Source organism: Methylolobus aquaticus, assembly GCF_054172105.1.
On the sequence record NZ_JBSYXP010000021.1, the window covers coordinates 16,167 to 32,976 of the forward strand.

Here is a 16,810-nt window from a genome sequence, read left to right on the forward strand (position 1 = left end):
ACGGAATGGCTGTCGTTTTCCGGGGGAATAATTAGAAATAGAAACCTCGAATGAAAGCCCTCTCATCATGGCTCGAATCCGGTATCCGTTTGCTTCAGTCGTTAGGCAGTTTAGGCGGCGCCTGCGTCACTCCACCGTTCGCCGCTCGGCCTCGGCTCCGCGGTTCGGCCTGGGGAATGCGGCAGGAGGCGCTTCGGCCAGATGCTTCGCAAATCGTGAGCGAGACGGGCAGCGAGCAGGTTGGCACCGATCCTGAACTGGACGGTGTCCTTTCCCCTCCTCGGGGGGATGGGCTCCATCGACTCGCCTGCTGGCTGTTACTGTTCGGGCTCGCCTGGTTCGGTTATTCGGTGAGCTTGCCCCCACGGTCCGAGGAACTTGCTCGCATCGAGGCGGCCTTCGGCATACGCGTTGAACGTCTCAAGCTGGCTGCAGGCGGGCATATTCTCGATTTCCGCTATCGGGTGCTGGACTCCAGCAAGTCAGCGGGTCTGCTGCAACCCGGTGCCAGTACCTATTTGATGCCGGACAAGGCACCGGTTCGCCTGGACCCAATACCCCTTGAGCCAGCCCCCGTACCCCCGCAGGCGCTCGATCGCAGCGGCGGCGAGAATGCGGCGCTCTTCGGGAATCCCGGGCGGTTGCTGCGGCGGGGCGACCGGGTGACACTCGTGCTCGGGGGATTCAGGGCAAGCGGATTGACCATTCAGTAGTGGTTGCGAGGGTACCTGGATCGCGCCGTGGTCAACGGCCGCCAGCCGCAACAGGGCGCTCCGGCTACATGGGGCGAGCAGCGCGTTATCATGAAGGACATGGGCGCAGTTCAACAGGTTGACATCGACCATCTCATCGAGCGATATGCCGTCATCCTCCTGGATGCCTATGGCGTATTGGTCAATGCCGAGGGGGCCTTGGCAGGTGCCGCCGGGTTACTGCGACGGCTCAACGAACTCGGCAAACACTATTTCGTACTGACGAACGACGCCACGAAGCCGCCGGAAGTCGCCTCGCGGCGCTACCGAGGGTTTGGTTTGCCGATCGAGGCGGACCAGATCATCTCGTCCGGTAGTCTGTTGACGCCGTACTTCGAAGAGCGCGGCCTCGCCGGCAAGGCGGTACGGGTGCTTGGGCCATCCGGGAGCCTCGCGTATGTGCGTGCTGCGGGGGGGATCGTTGCCGACGTGGACGAGCCATTCGAGGTACTCGTGGTCGCCGATCAAGAGGGGTTCCCGTTTCTGGAGACGGTGGATGCCACACTGACGGCATTGTTCGCGCGGGTCGATGCCGGCATGACGGTTGAATTGATTCTGCCGAATCCGGATCTGATTTTTCCGAGCGCGACCGGTTTCGGGATCACCTCAGGCAGTATCGCGCTGTTGCTGGAGTCTGCGCTGCGCTTACGCTACCCGGACCGTGATGACCTGAAATTCGCGGTGCTCGGCAAGCCGCAGCCCGGCCTCTTCCTGGCCGCGCAGCGCCGTTGTCCAGGGCAGGAAATGGTGATGATCGGGGATCAACTGGCGACGGACATCGCCGGAGCTAACGCTGCGGCCATTCCGTCGGCGCTGCTGTTGGGTGGTGTGTCGGCGATGTTATCCGACTTTCCGGCCGTCGGCCCGCGACCCGATTATGTCCTTGCCTCCATCCATCCCGCCGGTTGAGGCTCCGCAGCGGCCGGTTGGCGCCGTTGTAGACGCCGCTTTCCGGCGCTACATCGCGGAGTGCAGGGTTCGACTTGCTCCGTTTTGCGCACGTCATTTCTCGCTCCGGGGCGCATGGGAAATCCACCGCGGGGCCTGGGGGCACGACTTATGGAAAGTACCGGCCAACGCGCTATGGGCCGGACCTTATCTGCTGTCCCGCGGCGCCGCGGTGCTGCTCGTCCGTTTTGGATGCCGGGGCGCCGGCAGGCGCCTTGCACAGCTGCCGCCCGGATTCAGAACAGCGGTCTCTCGTGAACTGGAATGGCTGGTGTATACCGAGCTGCTCGAACTCCCAATTGTCCAGGGGGAGAGACGGTCGGAGCACGACGCCTTGTTGGAGGCCGTCGCTTCGGACGCCGTCATCGCTCAATTGGCCGGACCGGAGCTATCTGAAATGGAACATCTCGCTGCTAGCCCCGGGGCGCGTCGAAAGCTCGAGGATTTCCTGGTGGTCTATGCCCAAAGCCGGACGGCGGCAGCCGACCTGTCGGGTGCCTTGCTCAGTCTCGCGGCCGGAGCAGGCAGTCTGGGGCAATTCACGCCGGGCTCCGCGGCGCTGGGACAGGCTACCGCTGCAGCAGTGGCGCATCAGGTCGCTGTCGCCAATTTCGCGCTGGGTCCTACGCTGGGACAGCTCTACTACACCTTGTTTCCCGCTGCCGCATCAGCCACTTTGGTGATTGCGACGGTGGGTGGTTTGATGCTGGCCCTGGGCACCATTACTGCGCTGACCGGCATCGTGACGGATCCGGTGCAGCAGGCGCTAGGGCTCCATGAGCGGCGGCTGCATCGCCTGCTCGGTGCTCTGGAAAAGGAGTTGCTCGGGGAATACGGAACGCTGCAACTGCGCGATGCGTATGTGGCCCGATTGATCGATGTGATCGATCTGGTTCGAGCGAGCGTCAAGGCGATGCATGCGTGATCGGCCGTCGGGGGTAGGGCCCGTCGACGGACCGGCGATCCGGCCCGGAACGAAACCCCTTATGGCTTGCCAAACCCCTGTAGCGTCAGGAAAATACGGGATTATTAAAGGGCTGCCGAGCCTTTAACTATCGACCGAGGTATTTATCGATGGCGGCACGTAGATCGCTGATCCGGTGGGTTGCCGCTCTTGCGGCTGTGGTAGCGCTGGGCGTGACCGCCGTCCAGCTTGCGCAACAGCGGCTTGCGGCCTTCGGCGTTGCGATGAATCCCCCGGACCAAAGTCATGAGGTCGATCCGAGGGAACCGCTGAACTTCGAGCCCATTGGCGTGGGATCCACCCTCAGCGCTCTGACAATCATCGATGCCGATGGCAGGGCAGTGGCAACCCGAGGTGATGGGAGTCACCAGGAATCGGCGAATCCTCTGGCTTTCGGCATGCGTTATGACATCAGTGTCACCGTCGAAAGGCCGTGGCTGCGGCAACGCGCCGAACACCATTTTGTCATCCATACGGTGGCCCAACCCCGCCTCGAAGGTCGTGCCGAGCGGATGCTGGAGGCGGATGGTAGCGTGACGGTGAAGTTCGACCAGCCGGTCGGCAGTTTGGAGATCAAGGGGGACGTGCCATTTCGCGCACAGGCGGACGATGGGCGCCGGAGCTTTAAACTGTCAGCGGAAAGCTATCCGGCTGGGCAGACTTTCCCGCTCGAACTCAGCCTGACAACCGTCACGGGCGTTCCGGTCCCGCCCGTACAGCTGGCGATCACGACGGCCCCGCCATTGACAGCGAAGATTACGCCGCACGACATGTCGGATCTCGGTGTAGGGCTTCCAATCGAGGTAACTTTCAGTGAACCCGTCGCCGACCGCGGTGCCATCGGGCAGCATTTCGTCGTCCAGACCGCGGATGGCAAACCGGTTGCAGGTCGTTGGTTCTGGTATAACAGCACCCGGCTCAGATTCGCCCCTAGCCCGACGTGGCCGGCGCATGCCGCTATCGAAGTGAAGTTTGATACGGAGGGTGTCAAGTCGCAGCAAGGTGGCATGATTGCCGGCCCTCTGTCGGCCCGTTTCAGCACGGGCGCCGACAAGCGCATCTTCGTCTATCTCGATAAGCAACAAGTGGCTGCGGTCGAGAACGGTGAGGTCGTGCGAACGTTCAAGGTGAGTACGGGTAAGGCCAAAACGCCGACTGTCACGGGTTCGTTCTATATCTACGCACGCTTTCCGCTGAAGACCATGCGCAGCCGCGCGAAGCCGGGCCAGCCTGGGCATTATGTTGTCGAGAATGTGCCATTCGCGCAGTATTTCCACTCGGACTATGCCTTCCATGGCGCGTGGTGGCACAACGGCTTCGGACATCCCGCGAGCCACGGCTGCGTCAACATGTCCACCCGCAACCATAACCGCCGTTGGCCCGGCGTGCCAGAAGACGCGGGATGGCTCTACCGTTGGGCCGCGCTGGGCGTTCCGGTCACCGTGTTCCGCACATCGCCGACCCAAACTCAGGTAGCGTTGAACAAGTGACGCTGCCGGAGCGGCTCAGGTTGTTTCCGGCGGCCCCGCTCTGAGCGACGCGGCGAGTCCGCGCTCCAACTCGCCATACCGGAGTTTTATGCCGAGTTCGCCGAGCATCTTGCGGTTATCGAGTCGCCGCGACTCTTCCAGGAAGGACAGCATCGCGGGAGAGAGTCTTTCCCGGGCCTCGGTCATCGAAATCTCCGGCGGGTGCGGTAAACCCAGCGCATCGGCCGCTTTCAGGAAATAATCGGTCATCGTCGTCGGCTGACCGTCACTGGCGTTATAGACGCCGCAGGCCGATGGAACATGGCCCGCAGCTACACATATCGCTGCCAGGTCGTCGACGTGGATCCGATTGCTGAAGGGCGACTGATCGCGGCGCACGACGGGTACGCCTTGGCGCAGGCGATCCACCGGCAGGCGGCCCGGCCCATAGATTCCCGGCACGCGCAGGATAACCGCACGCGCCCCCCGTTCGGCGCACCAGATCTGCACGTTCTGTTCGGCTGACCACCGGCGCACCGCACGATCCGACTGCGGGTTTGCCGGGTGGCTTTCATCCACCCAGTTCCCATCACAATTGCCGTAAACGCCACTAGTACTGATGTAAACGACGCATTCCGGCGCTCGCTTCGCTGCCACTCGTTCCAGAAACGCGCGCAGACGGGGGTCGGCAATGCCACTATTCGGGGGCGGAGCAAAGTAATAGAGGATGTCCGGGCGGGATCCCTCTATGTCAATCGATGCTGGCACATCCAGGTCTGCCACCACTACGCGATAGCCCAGGTTGCGCAAACTATTGCAGGTATGTTCCGTCCGGCTCAGACAAATGACCGTGTTGCCCTGGGCGTGCTCGAGGGCAGCGACTCGTCGCCCGACATAGCCACAGCCTACAATCATCGTTTCGCTATTCGCCATTGGGGGTCGGATTCATCTCTCGCAAAGCAAGACCGGCTAAGTCAGGTTGGCTCGGCCTGCGAATGTCTAGAAGACCTCATGTCGTGGTCGACGGAAAGCGAATGGCCGAAAGCTCCTCCGGCGCTTTGGTCCTGGCCGGAACCCAAGGCCTGGCCAGAGCGACTCGTTCCAAACTTTCCGAACTTTGACCATCACCAGTTGCGGCAATGATGCGCCGAGTTCGACCGGGTGCCTGTTCAAAGCGCGCCCTCGACAAATGGCCGGTTTTTCATGCACGAAATGAGATGGCTCAATTGGCCCAGCGCCCGACGAAGGGCTAGCGAGGGCTTTGGTGGACGATTCGCGGGGGACTACGACTGGAATTTTTCGTGCGTGTCGGCATGCCGTCTTTCTTTAACTGGCGACCAGCAGCGAGCAAAGTACCCAGAGTGAGACTCATCAGGTACTGATCCTGACCGGCATTGATCAAGTGAGAGTTATGCAGGGAAAAGGGGATCAAAACCAGCGAGATGGCGGTCGCGGCGCGCAGCAGTTGGCGATCTTCCTCGTCACCCTGCCAGCGGTAGCGACGCACACCGAAAACCACCGCACCGAACAGAATGCCGAGATAACTCAGGCAACCGAACAGGCCTTGATCCCAAAGCAATTGGGCGATGGCTGTTGAGTTGATGGTCCAGGGGATGTAACGCTTCGCAACGTTGCCGATGGCAACGGTACTTTCGGCCCTACTGGCGCCTGGGCCATAGCCGAACAGTCGCTGCAATGGCGTGTAAAGACGGTCGCCCCACCAGATACTCAGCGAGGCGCCGCGGCCGACCTCGCCGCCGGGCTTGACATTGTTCGGATCGAAGAAGTATTCCAGTCTCTCGGTACCTTCCCGACTGCCGATCTTTTCCGCATCGTAATAGAGCGCATTGTAGGCTTTGTACATGGTGCCGAGCGCGACGGCCATCACCAGGGCGACAAGTACGAATCGCACCGGATTGCGCAGATGGGTGTCGAGGTCGAACAGGAGGAAGGCTGCAGGTAACAACACGAATGCGGACTTGTTCTCGGACAGAACGATGGCAAGAAAGGCCGCCACGATCACCGCCACCTGATACAGCGACGAAATCTTGTTGCTGCGACGCAGAGCGACAGCGGTCAACATTGCGCCAACCATGTAGAGCATCAAGGTGGAACTGTGTCCGCCCCCCTCGGGGTTGCCGCCAAAAGTTCCGACCACCGCATCGAATCGGGTCACCGCGTCAATCCTTCGCGCGGCAACGATGAAATGCTGGTACATGACAATCGGGAAGCAGATGATCGGAATCGCGATCAGCCACATCCAGAGTCGCTTGACGAAGCTCCAGGGCACGAAGCCGAAGCCGATCGCGATGAAGACCGCCCAGGATGGAAGCAGATTTTTCAAGCCGACGACCGACTGGAGTAGCGGCAAACGGTTCGCGAAGACCGCGATCGCCATCCCGACCAAATAGGCTATCAGTGCCATTACGAAAAACGGCATACCCGTCGAGGCCGACGGTTGTCGGCGGGCAGTAAGGTAGGTCAGAAGCACCTTCGCGCCGACCAGTAGCGCGGAGCCGAACGGTAGCCAATGGCCCTGTTGGATTCGCAGAAAGTACACGACACACCCGGCAATGATCGTCGCCGTGACGAAGTGGGCCGACATGAGAAATTCCAAGGGCAGCAGGAGCAGCACGAAGCCGACGATGGCAGTGAATGCCAGCGCATCCAGCGCATAGTTCCCAAGTCCGATGGCCATGCCGGCGACCAGCGCGACGAGCAGCGCGATAACCAGCATCAAGGCGTTGATGATTACAGGGCTCATGCGGGTTTCGGTCACGCTTCCGAGGCCGAAAGGGCGCGCACTGGTGATTCGCTCGTTCATATCGCAGGGAGGCCGTTCTGGCGGTTGGGCTAAGGTGCGAGGACAGTGTGAAAGTCCGCTGTCGCCTGGGCGAGAATACCACTGGACGGCCGGTAGCGCAGGCGCCGATGGAGGTCACTGCGTAGCGACTGCGAGCGGACATCGACAGCGCATCACGTCCCGAAGGTGCCTTCGGACCATGCTAGCGGTGGCTCTGGCATCCTCAGGGTTGGACGGGCTATATATAACATATGCGGGCGGAGGACACCCACGCTCCGAGCGAAGGCACGCCCGTTGCGGTGCGCGAGGTGAGTCGCAGCCAGTCAGTGACGACCTCGCTGACATGATGGGCTGTAGCGCAGGCGTTGAGGGTTGCATTGGTGTTAAGGTTGCCGTCCGCCGCCGCGGATAGGCGCCGGGCGCATGGAGTGTCAATGCTGCGACAGTAGGACAGGAGTAAGCGTAAGCAACCGAGAAGGCGATCAAATGAACGGAGCGACGAGCATTACCACTAGTCCACTGATCTGGGCACGCCTCTGGCATAGCGTCAAGAATCTGGCGGCCTCCGAGGTAGGCGGCAAGGCGAAGATGATGGCCGCCGCGCTGGTCCTCATGTCGCTGTCGATCAATGGTCTCAACGTGCTTGCCAGCTATGTGGGCCGCGATTTCATGACAGCGATCGCGGGGCGCCAGACCACCGAGTTCGTTTGGCTGGCACTGGCCTACGTCGGCGTATTCACTATCTTGACAATTGTCGCGGTGGTCTTCCGCTTTGCCGAGGAACGGCTCGGGCTGTTGTGGCGGGAATGGCTGACCCGGCGAATCGTTACCTTTTACCTCGATCACCGGGTCTACTATCGCCTGGACGAAGCGGGCGCATTGAGCAATCCCGACCAGCGCATTGCCGACGACGTTCGGACCTTCACCGTTACGACATTGTCGTTCACTTTGATGGTGCTGAACGGAACCTTCACGGTGATTGCGTTTTCGGGTGTGTTGTGGAGCATCAGTCCGCTGCTGTTTCTGGCTTCCGTTGCCTACGCCGCTGGCGGAACTTGGTTCGCGATCAAACTGGGTCGTCCGCTTGTGACATTGAATTATCGGCAATTGGACAGGGAGGCCAATTTCCGGTCGGATCTGATTCACATAAGGGAAAACGCCGAATCCGTAGCGATGCTGCACCGCGAGGCGAGTTTGCAGTCACGGCTGCAAGGACAAATTGACGCGCTGGTGTCGAACTTCAAGAGCATTATCGCCGTCAACCGTAACCTTGGCTTTTTCACAACCGGATACAACTATCTCATTCAGGTCATTCCAATCCTGTTCGTGGCGCCGATGTTCATGGCCGGCGAGGTCGAATTCGGCGTGGTGACACAAGCGGCGGTGGCCTTCACCGCATTGCTTGGTGCGTTCTCGCTCATCGTCAATCAGTTCCAGTCCATCTCTTCCTATGCCGCTGTCGCATCGCGGCTCAGCGATCTTGCCGAGGCCATCGAGCAGGCCGCACCGGAAGCAGTCCGCGGGAATATCGCTGCCGTATGCGCGATTTGCGCTCACCCCAGCGCCGCACGTTCTGATCTGAATCCGGCGGACAACATCGAAGTCATCGAAGAGCCGCAGCGGGTGGCGTTCGAGGCACTGACGCTGCGCTCGCCGCGCGACGGGCGAGTGCTGGTTGATAAGTTCACTGCAGAAATAGGTGCAGGCCGCCCGGTGCTGATCAAGGGCCCCGATCGCGCCAAGCTGGCGTTGTTTCGCGCTACTGCGGGCATCTGGGACGCTGGCGAGGGCCGGATCTTAAGGCCGGCCCTAGAGGATATTCTCTTCCTGCCCGAGCGTCCCTACCTGCCTCCGGGAAATCTGCGGGAGATCCTTTTGACGCAGGCAGCAGAAGGCACTACGAGGGATGAGGAGATCCTGAGGGTACTGGATTCAGTCCAGGCTACAGCGGTACTGAAGAGAGCAGGGGGGCTGGATAGAGAACAGGACTGGGATGATCTGTTGTCGCTCGGCGAGCAGCAGTCGCTGGCCTTCGCTCGCCTGTTGCTGGCACAACCGCGGTTTGCCCTGCTGGACCGTCCTGGTACGGCGCTCAGTGTGATGCAGGTGCGCCATATGTTACGCCTTTTGGCGCACCAGGATATCAGCTGGATCACCCTCGGTGACGGTGATGACCAACTGGCCGACTACGCGTTGCTGTTGGAGTTTGATGACTTGGGACAGGGTCGCTGGCAGGTGCTTCCGGAGCCGGATTACGACTCAGTTTGACTGAAGATCTCGTGGTGTGGTGATCACCTTGCTCAGTGCGCGGGAGCGGCTGGGGTTTCGGGTCGGGCTTTCGCTCGCGTGTGCAGCGTTTCAAACAGAGCCTCAACCGCATGCGTCGCCTCCTCGCATTGTGGTACCGCCTCAGGCAGGCCGCTCTCCGTCCAGAAGTCCGCATGCTGCGATACGGCTTCGAGAGAAGCGACCTCGTTCAGGCTGTCACAGGCTTCGTTCATTCGTTCTTCGGCATCCGATAGATTGTCCGTGTCTTCTTCCGATAGGGACAGGCTGGGAAGCTCCATGATCAGTTCGTTCGTGATCCGGTTGTGGTAGCGGAACACGCGTTCGAATTGGGCCGCAAACTGTGCCTGCGACATATTGACCTCGCCTTCTTCCAGGGTTCGCGTCCTGACCGAGTCGCAGGCCGCCAACGTCAGAACGAGCGCGGCGATAGCCACTCCGCGGGATGGTGCGAAAGGGTCGGCCGGAGCCGAGGGATGTCGGGTCGAAAACGGCTGTTCTCCGCGAAAGGCAGGGGGCTCCTCGGGGCAAGCCAGCGCAAGTTTCCTCCCTGGCGCTTGGTGATGCCTGCTCATGTCGTTCTCTTCGTTGTCTCCCGGTCGGTTCGGAAGATTGCAATGGCTCGCATGCAGGCATCACTGAGATTGCGTGAGGCATAACGACAACGCGGGAAGGCCGATCCCTTTTGCCGTGCTAACGCCGGGCGCACAGTTCCCGTTGAATGAAAGACCAGGGTCGCGGCGGCAGGCCGCGGCGCGTAGCGGCAGGAACACCTTTTCCTCGCCAGCGGGAAACGGTAGCAGCTCACGGGGTCTTGCGGTCAGGTCGACTATGGCGTTCGGCTGGGCCGGTCCAAGGTCGCTGCTTCCTCCGGCTTCGGCATGTCTACCCCGAGGCTGATGACAAAACTCGAGGCTTCTTCGATCGTCATCGACGATGGTATCACGCGCGATTCGTGCAGGATCACGGTGAAGCCGGACGTAGGGTTGGGTGAGGTTGGAACGTAGACGACACACCGGTCGCCGGTACGATTGGTCACAAAAGCCGGAACCCAGATTCCCTCGCGAGGGTATTCGACGTAGACGACGTCTCGCAGTCGGGTGTCCTCGTCGCCGCGGAACAGGCTGAGGATCTTTTTCGTGACGCGGTACAGTGTGCCGAGCACGGGGATACGATCCAGCAGTTTTTCGAGGTAGTAAAGCAGGTGGGCCTTGTCCTGCTTGAGCAAGTAGCCGAAGTACACCAGAAACGCTACCGAACCGGCGAACAACAGCACCGGCAGCAACGGCTTGTCCTCGTAACGGCCGTAAATGTTGACTACGAAGTCGCGCAGGAAACGCTCGACGTACAACACGACCTGCACCACGATCAGGACGGGCAATAGACCCAATACGCCGATCAGAAAATAGTCGAAGCTCCTTTGAAGCGAAAATTTCATTTTTTGTTCTCTCCGAGCCATAGGTTGCGTTCACGGGGCCGTGGTCTTGCCGACGCCCTGGATCAGGCGTGACTCGTGAACGAGCGTCTGACCTGACCCTGCGGTCGGCCCGAGTGCCCCACGGTGGGCAAGATGGTTAGCGAGTGCCCGCTCCGTTGCCAGCAGTACCCATCAGGGCGGCGGGTTCCAGGCGTACGATCCGCCCCGCATCGCCGCCGGCCAACAGGTAGGGCAACCCGTCGGGACCAATCCGCACATCGCGGATCCGCGCGAAGCGTCCGTCCAACAACCGCTCTTCATGCACGACGCGTCCGTCGAGGATCTCGAGCCGCACCAGTTGATCGAAGGCCAGGGAGCCGATCAGCGCATTCCCCTGCCATCGTTTGAACGGTTCTCCCATATAGAACGCGAAGCCGGAAGGCGCAATGGATGGTACCCAATAATGCACGGGCTGCGCCATGCCGGGCTTTTCAGAGCCTTCGCCGATCCGCGTGCCCGTTACATAATTCCTTCCGTAGGTGATCACCGGCCAGCCATAATTGCTTCCGGCCTGCAGCAGATTGAGCTCATCACCGCCCTGTGGGCCGTGCTCGTGCGCCCAGACCTTCCCGGTGCCCGGTTGCAGGGCGATGCCCTGCACATTACGGTGTCCGTATGAGTAGATTTCAGGGCGGGCGCCACCTTGGGTGATGAATGGATTGTCAGCAGGAATGCTGCCGTCCTCCTTTAGACGGATGATCTTGCCCAGATCGTTGGCCAGGTTCTGTGCCTGTTCGCGCTCCGTGTAGCGTTCGCCCAGTGTGATGAAGAGATTTCCATCGGGGGCAAACAGCAGACGAGAGCCGAAATGAGCGTTGCCGGGCAACTTGGGCGTGGCGCGAAAAATGACCTGCAAACCGGTCAGCGTGTTGCCCTCGAGCCGGCCACGCGCAACCTCGGTGCCGACGCCTTCGGCCGCCGGAGCGACGTAGGACAGATAAAGCAGGCGATTGGCGGCAAAATCGGGATGCAGCGCCACATCGAGCAAGCCACCCTGGCCGCCGGCGACGATGTCAGGCAGCCCGGCGACGGGTTCCGGCTGCAACGCACCTCTGACTACGCGGCGTAAACGCCCGGGTCGCTCTGTCACCAAGAGTTCACCATCCGGCAGGAAGGCCAATGACCACGGCTCAACCAGGCCTTGTACGAGCGTGATGGCACGCAGCGCGTAGTGCTCGCTGGCGATCAGCGTGCTGGTTGCCGCCGGGGGCGGTGTGCCGCATCCGGTCAGCAGCCCGCAGAGGATCAGCCAGCAGAAGGAGGACCGGCTTGGGAAACGGCTGGAGCCGTTCGGTGGGCGATACTTTCTCTTGGCAACGATCACGGCTTTAGGGCTTTCGGTAGGAGTGATTTTTCAGGGGGCATGCACTGCCTGTCCCCATGTCCACTGTTCGTGCTGTCGCGACGAGCGGATCTTCCGATCACGCTCAGGGCGCTGAGCCGTTGCTGTCGCGACAGTGGGCGCGAACGCGCTGAACCGCGATCAGTGGCAGTATCAGTCCGACCACGGACACAGTGATGAACAGCGCGCCGAGCTCACTGTAGTCGGCCGGCACCGTTATGGCACCCGAGGCATCCTTGACCTCGCGGTGCACCGTAAAGACCTGGTTCAGATACTTCGTCAGCAACTGCGACAGGGACAGGGCCAGATTGGTAAAAGCGGCCATCACGGCGAAAAACGTCGCCTTCAGTCGCGGTGGGGCGGAGTTTGCGATCCAGGCCAGCATGGGGATCATCGCGATCTGTCCCAGGGGCGACTCCAGCGCGGTATCGATCAATGCGATGAAGCGTTGGTCGACCAGCCCGCCGGTCAGCTTCGCCGTCCATTCGTGCAGCCCGTAGAACATCGCAACGTTGGGCAATGACAGCACAGCCCCGGCGATGGTCAACATCACAATCACGTCGGTTATCGGGCGTTCTGCCATGTAACGCCGGAACAGGAACATGCCCAGCAGGGCCAGCGTGCTGGCCAACAGCGACAGGCGGGAGAGGAAACTCTGGTCGAAGCCGAGGACGTCGATCATCCACCAGCTCGATCCGGCGCCCGGCCCGGGCATTGCCCGAAACACGAAGATTACGAGCGCCGTCGCCAGCAGATCGCGGCGCGCGGTCGGGCTCAGTTCACGGGTAAGCCGCAACATCAGAAAGAGCACGATGCCGATCGACCCGGCAAAGACGATTTCTTCATTGAAGGGAACCGCAGCCAGCCCCATGACTACCGAAAACAGCAGGAAGGCGAGCCCGCCGCCCAAAATCCACCAATTGACCGGGGGAGGCTCCTCAGCCCGAACGTCGATGAGTTGAGCGGCCTCGGCAGACGTGTAGCCCTGTGCTAGGAGCTGCTGCATGTGGCGTCGCCGCAAAAAGCCGGCCAGCAGGGATCCTCCGGCCGAAATGGCGGGGATGATCAGAGCAAGCTGATAGATGTCGAGATACACGGCTACTTTGCCGGCGGTATCGAGGGATTCTGCATCGGCGAACATCAGCACGTTCACTGCGGCGACCAGAATCGTTCCACCGATTATGGCGACCCGTCCGAGGGTCTGCATGGTCGTGTGCCCGAGGCGAATCGCCTCATCCGAAAGTGGCAGACCCTGCTCGTCCACCCTCGGTACGGCTTCAACCGTCATGGCGTCGGCGACGGTGTCCTGCAGGACATAGCCGAGTGGCGCGAGTAACGACGACAGCACGTACCATTTTTCTGCCGTCATGACATCGCCCATCATCCGGGGTTCGGCGAGGAGCCCGACCATGATCAACAAGCTCACGGCAACCAGGGTGGCCCCCAGGTAGATCAAACCTGCCTTGTGCTTCCAGACCAGATCCACGAGATGTCCCATGGGCATCTTCAGTGCCCAGGGCAGCATGGTCCAGAATCCGAGCGCCGCCAGAAATTCCGCCGACAGGCCGAGATACTCCTTGACGAAAAAGGTACCGACGATGGCGGTGAGCCCCGAGATGCCCGCGGCCAGATATACCATCAACGGAGGGAGGTATGACAGGCGCAACTCACGACCGAGTTCGAGGACGTTCCGGTCGAACCAGCGATGGAGCTGCAACAGAATATGAGGCGTGGTGCCGGAGGCGAAAGGGTCTTCGGCGCGTTTCATGGGTGATTCGAATCCAGCAGCTGAGGGTACGGTTTCCGCGCTCACGCCCCAGGCCAGTCCCGGGGCCAGACGCATCCAGACGCGTAGCATACAGCCAAATTCCATCCCGCTGCCCCCGCGGTGTTGCGAGGCGCTGATCTGCGCGCTGGCTGCGGAGCAAGGAACATTGGCCGGGAAGCCTGCGATCGCGGGCTCAAACGACGTGGGCGCGTGCGGCCGTGAGCCGGCCAGCGTTCCTGCTCGGAAGCGGCCACGAAGATGCTTACCTCAGTGAGCGGATCTGGCGCACTCCCTTGGTGTCAGTTGGGTAGACGTCCGGTCGCCTGCATCGAAGAGCCCTCGGGGACGGGTCCCGATGAGCGGTCATCTTCCCCCGTGCATAGCGTGAAATTCGCCCGCGTCCGGCAAACGACGGTGTGCCCCTTGTGTCCTCCTGCCGCTCGGACGCTCCCGCCGGGAAACAGTCCTGTCCAAAGGCTAGCCGTGCGACTTCATATCTCAGCAACATCCGCACGTTAGAATGTAAGCAACGCAGACGACACTTGTGACGCGGCGAAAAGCTGCCTTAGTGTCGTAACCTCAGCCTCCAGCCGATAGCAGGACCCACATGACCGACCTGACCATTGCTTCGACCAAGCCGCTAACTGCCGATCGCCTGCAGCAACTCCATGCCTTTTGGCGTGCCTGCAATTATCTGGCGGTGGGCATGATTTACCTGCGGGACAATCCGCTGCTTAAGGAGCCGCTGCAGGAAGCGCACCTCAAGAGCCGCCTGTTGGGGCACTGGGGTGCCAGTCCGGGCCTGTCCTTCATGTACACGCACACCAACCGGATCATTCTCGAGCACGGGCAGGAGGCGATCTTTCTGGCGGGGCCGGGGCACGGTGCACCGGGCGTCTTGGCGCCGGTCTATCTGGAAGGCACGTACTCGGAGATTTATCCCAACACCAGCGAGGACGCCGAGGGCCTGAAGGCGTTTTTCAAGCAATTTTCGTTTCCCGGCGGGATCGGCTCGCACTGCACCCCCGAGACCCCGGGCTCGATCCACGAGGGCGGCGAACTCGGCTACAGCCTGTCGCATGCGTTCGGCGCGGCCTTCGACAATCCCGAACTGTTGGTGGTGGTGGCGATCGGCGACGGGGAAGCGGAAACCGGCCCGCTGGCGACCTCGTGGCATTCGAGCAAGTTCCTGAATGCCGCGCGCGATGGCGCGGTGCTGCCGATCCTGCATTTGAACGGCTACAAGATCAACAACCCGACCCTGCTGTCGCGGATTCCGAACGACGAACTGGCGATGCTGCTGCAGGGCTATGGGTGGACCCCGCATTTTGTCGAAGGGAGCGACCCGCTGGAGATGCACCAGGCCATGGCGGCGACCATGGATGCGTGTTACGCGCAAATCCGCGCGTTCCAGAGCGAGGCACGGGCCAAGGGCGCCGCCCATGTGACCCGATATCGCTGGCCGATGATCGTGCTGCGCACGCCGAAGGGCTGGACCGGGCCCAAGGCCGTCGACGGCCGGAAGGTCGAAGGTTTCTGGCGTGCCCATCAGGTGCCACTGTCAGGTCTCCATAACAACCCGGCGCACCTGAAGCAGCTGGAAGACTGGATGAAGAGCTACCAGCCGGAGGAGTTGTTTGACGAGACCGGGAAATTGAAACCTGAAATCCGGGCCATGGCGCCGCAGGGGCGCCTGCGCATGAGTGCCAACCCGCATGCCAATGGCGGCTTGATCCGCCGCGCGCTGCGCCTGCCGGATTTCCGGGAGTATGCCTGCGCGGTCGAAAAGCCCGGCTTGATTCGCGCGATGAACACCAAGCCGCTGGGTGCCCTGTTGCGCGACGTGATGCGCGACAACCTGACCAACTTTCGCGTGTTCGGCCCGGACGAAAACACCTCCAACAAACTCGACGACGTTTACCAGGTCAGCCAGAAGCTCTGGCTGGCGGATTACTTGCCCGAAGACGCCGATGGCGGCGAGCTGAGCCCCGATGGCCGGGTGCTGGAGATGCTCTCCGAGCACACCCTCGAAGGCTGGTATGAAGGTTACGTGCTGACCGGACGGCACGGCTTCTTCGCCACCTACGAAGCCTTCGTGCACGTCATCGACTCGATGTACAACCAGCATGCCAAGTGGCTTTCCATCTGCAACGAGATTCCGTGGCGCGCGCCGATCGCCTCGATCAACCTGCTGATCACCTCGACCGTCTGGCGCCAGGACCATAACGGCTTCACCCATCAGGACCCGGGCTTTCTCGATGTCGTCGTCAACAAGAACCCCGAGGTGGCGCGGATCTACCTGCCGCCCGACGTCAACTGCCTGCTGTCGGTGGCCGATCACTGCCTCAGGAGCATCAACTACATCAACGTCATCGTCGCGGACAAGCAAAACCATCTGCAGTACCTCGGCATGGACGAGGCGATCAAACACTGTACCAAGGGCGTCGGCATCTGGGACTGGGCCAGCAATGACGACGGGTGTGAACCGGATGTCGTGATGGTCGGCTGCGGCGATATTCCGACCAAGGAGGCGCTGGCGGCGACGGCGCTGCTGCGCAAGGAATTTCCCGACATCAAGATCCGTTTCGTCAATGTCGTCGACCTGATGACCTTGCACCACGAGGGTCCGCATGCGCTTAGCGACCGCGACTTCGACAGCCTGTTCACCACCAACAAGCCGGTGATCTTCAACTTCCACGGCTACCCGTGGCTGATCCATCGCCTGACCTACCGCCATGCCAACCACAGCCAGTTCCATGTCCGTGGCTACAAGGAGAAGGGCAACATCAACACGCCGCTGGAACTGGCGATCCAGAACGAGATCGACCGCTTCAGCCTGGCCATCGACGTGATCGACCGCGTCCCGCGGCTGTCGGTGATCGGCGCGCATGCCAAGCAGCGTTTCCGCGACCTGCAGATCGAGGCGCAGAATTACGCCTACGAGCACGGCATCGACATGCCGGAGCATGACGACTGGACCTGGCCGCTCTAGGCAATAGCG

Annotated in this window: 13 protein-coding genes; 6 read left to right on the top strand and 7 right to left on the bottom strand. The window is 61.3% G+C overall.

Translation table 11 applies throughout. The features are described 5' to 3' along the window. The first annotated feature begins 215 nt into the window (after positions 1–215). From ACW73L_RS20205 to ACW73L_RS20215, 3 genes are all read left to right on the top strand, one after another. Positions 216–713, top strand: coding sequence for a hypothetical protein (locus tag ACW73L_RS20205; protein WP_498924368.1), 498 nt, complete (start codon positions 216–218; stop codon positions 711–713). A 27-nt stretch (positions 714–740) separates the two neighbouring features. After that, entirely contained in the window at positions 741–1,661 is a 921-nt protein-coding gene (locus ACW73L_RS20210) for an HAD-IIA family hydrolase (RefSeq protein ID WP_498924369.1), read from the top strand. Positions 1,662–1,971: 310 nt separating this feature from the next. After that, positions 1,972–2,625 (top strand): DUF6635 family protein, encoded by a 654-nt coding sequence (locus ACW73L_RS20215; RefSeq protein ID WP_498924370.1) that lies wholly within the window; start codon positions 1,972–1,974, stop codon positions 2,623–2,625. 143 nt (positions 2,626–2,768) lie between these two features. Here ACW73L_RS20215 and ACW73L_RS20220 read toward each other — a convergent pair whose 3' ends face one another. Continuing rightward, on the bottom strand, positions 2,769–2,912 hold the full coding sequence (locus ACW73L_RS20220; RefSeq protein WP_498924371.1) for a hypothetical protein: 144 nt from the start codon (positions 2,910–2,912) through the stop codon (positions 2,769–2,771). A 150-nt stretch (positions 2,913–3,062) separates the two neighbouring features. On the opposite strand from ACW73L_RS20220, the gene ACW73L_RS20225 reads away from it, so the two are divergent. Further along, positions 3,063–4,154 carry a L,D-transpeptidase gene (locus ACW73L_RS20225; protein ID WP_498924372.1) on the top strand — a complete coding sequence of 364 codons (1,092 nt, stop codon included), beginning with the start codon at positions 3,063–3,065 and terminating at the stop codon, positions 4,152–4,154. A gap of 15 nt (positions 4,155–4,169) precedes the next feature. On the opposite strand, the gene ACW73L_RS20230 is transcribed toward ACW73L_RS20225, so the two are convergent. Together ACW73L_RS20230 and ACW73L_RS20235 are read right to left on the bottom strand one after the other, a co-directional pair. Next, positions 4,170–5,066, bottom strand: coding sequence for an SDR family oxidoreductase (locus ACW73L_RS20230; RefSeq protein WP_498924373.1), 897 nt, complete (start codon positions 5,064–5,066; stop codon positions 4,170–4,172). 316 nt (positions 5,067–5,382) lie between these two features. After that, the gene (locus ACW73L_RS20235) at positions 5,383–6,897 is read right to left on the bottom strand and encodes a hypothetical protein (RefSeq protein ID WP_498924374.1); all 1,515 of its coding nucleotides are present in this window, start codon (positions 6,895–6,897) and stop codon (positions 5,383–5,385) included. 525 nt (positions 6,898–7,422) lie between these two features. Here ACW73L_RS20235 and ACW73L_RS20240 point away from each other — a divergent pair. Then, the gene (locus tag ACW73L_RS20240; protein WP_498924375.1) at positions 7,423–9,204 is read left to right on the top strand and encodes an ABC transporter ATP-binding protein/permease; all 1,782 of its coding nucleotides are present in this window, start codon (positions 7,423–7,425) and stop codon (positions 9,202–9,204) included. 32 nt (positions 9,205–9,236) lie between these two features. Here the strand turns inward: ACW73L_RS20240 and ACW73L_RS20245 are convergent, their stop codons facing one another. From ACW73L_RS20245 to ACW73L_RS20260, 4 genes are all read right to left on the bottom strand, one after another. Further along, positions 9,237–9,797 (bottom strand): hypothetical protein, encoded by a 561-nt coding sequence (locus ACW73L_RS20245; protein ID WP_498924376.1) that lies wholly within the window; start codon positions 9,795–9,797, stop codon positions 9,237–9,239. Between the two features lie 254 nt (positions 9,798–10,051). After that, positions 10,052–10,660: a DUF502 domain-containing protein gene (locus tag ACW73L_RS20250; RefSeq protein WP_498924377.1), complete on the bottom strand. Its 609-nt coding sequence runs from the start codon at positions 10,658–10,660 to the stop codon at positions 10,052–10,054. A 136-nt stretch (positions 10,661–10,796) separates the two neighbouring features. Beyond that, positions 10,797–12,023 carry a PQQ-dependent sugar dehydrogenase gene (locus tag ACW73L_RS20255; RefSeq protein ID WP_498924378.1) on the bottom strand — a complete coding sequence of 409 codons (1,227 nt, stop codon included), beginning with the start codon at positions 12,021–12,023 and terminating at the stop codon, positions 10,797–10,799. A 103-nt stretch (positions 12,024–12,126) separates the two neighbouring features. Next, positions 12,127–13,809: an MFS transporter gene (locus ACW73L_RS20260; RefSeq protein WP_498924379.1), complete on the bottom strand. Its 1,683-nt coding sequence runs from the start codon at positions 13,807–13,809 to the stop codon at positions 12,127–12,129. Between the two features lie 607 nt (positions 13,810–14,416). Between ACW73L_RS20260 and ACW73L_RS20265 the strand changes: the two genes are divergently transcribed. Next, positions 14,417–16,801, top strand: coding sequence for a phosphoketolase family protein (locus tag ACW73L_RS20265; RefSeq protein WP_498924380.1), 2,385 nt, complete (start codon positions 14,417–14,419; stop codon positions 16,799–16,801). Positions 16,802–16,810 lie beyond the last annotated feature (9 nt).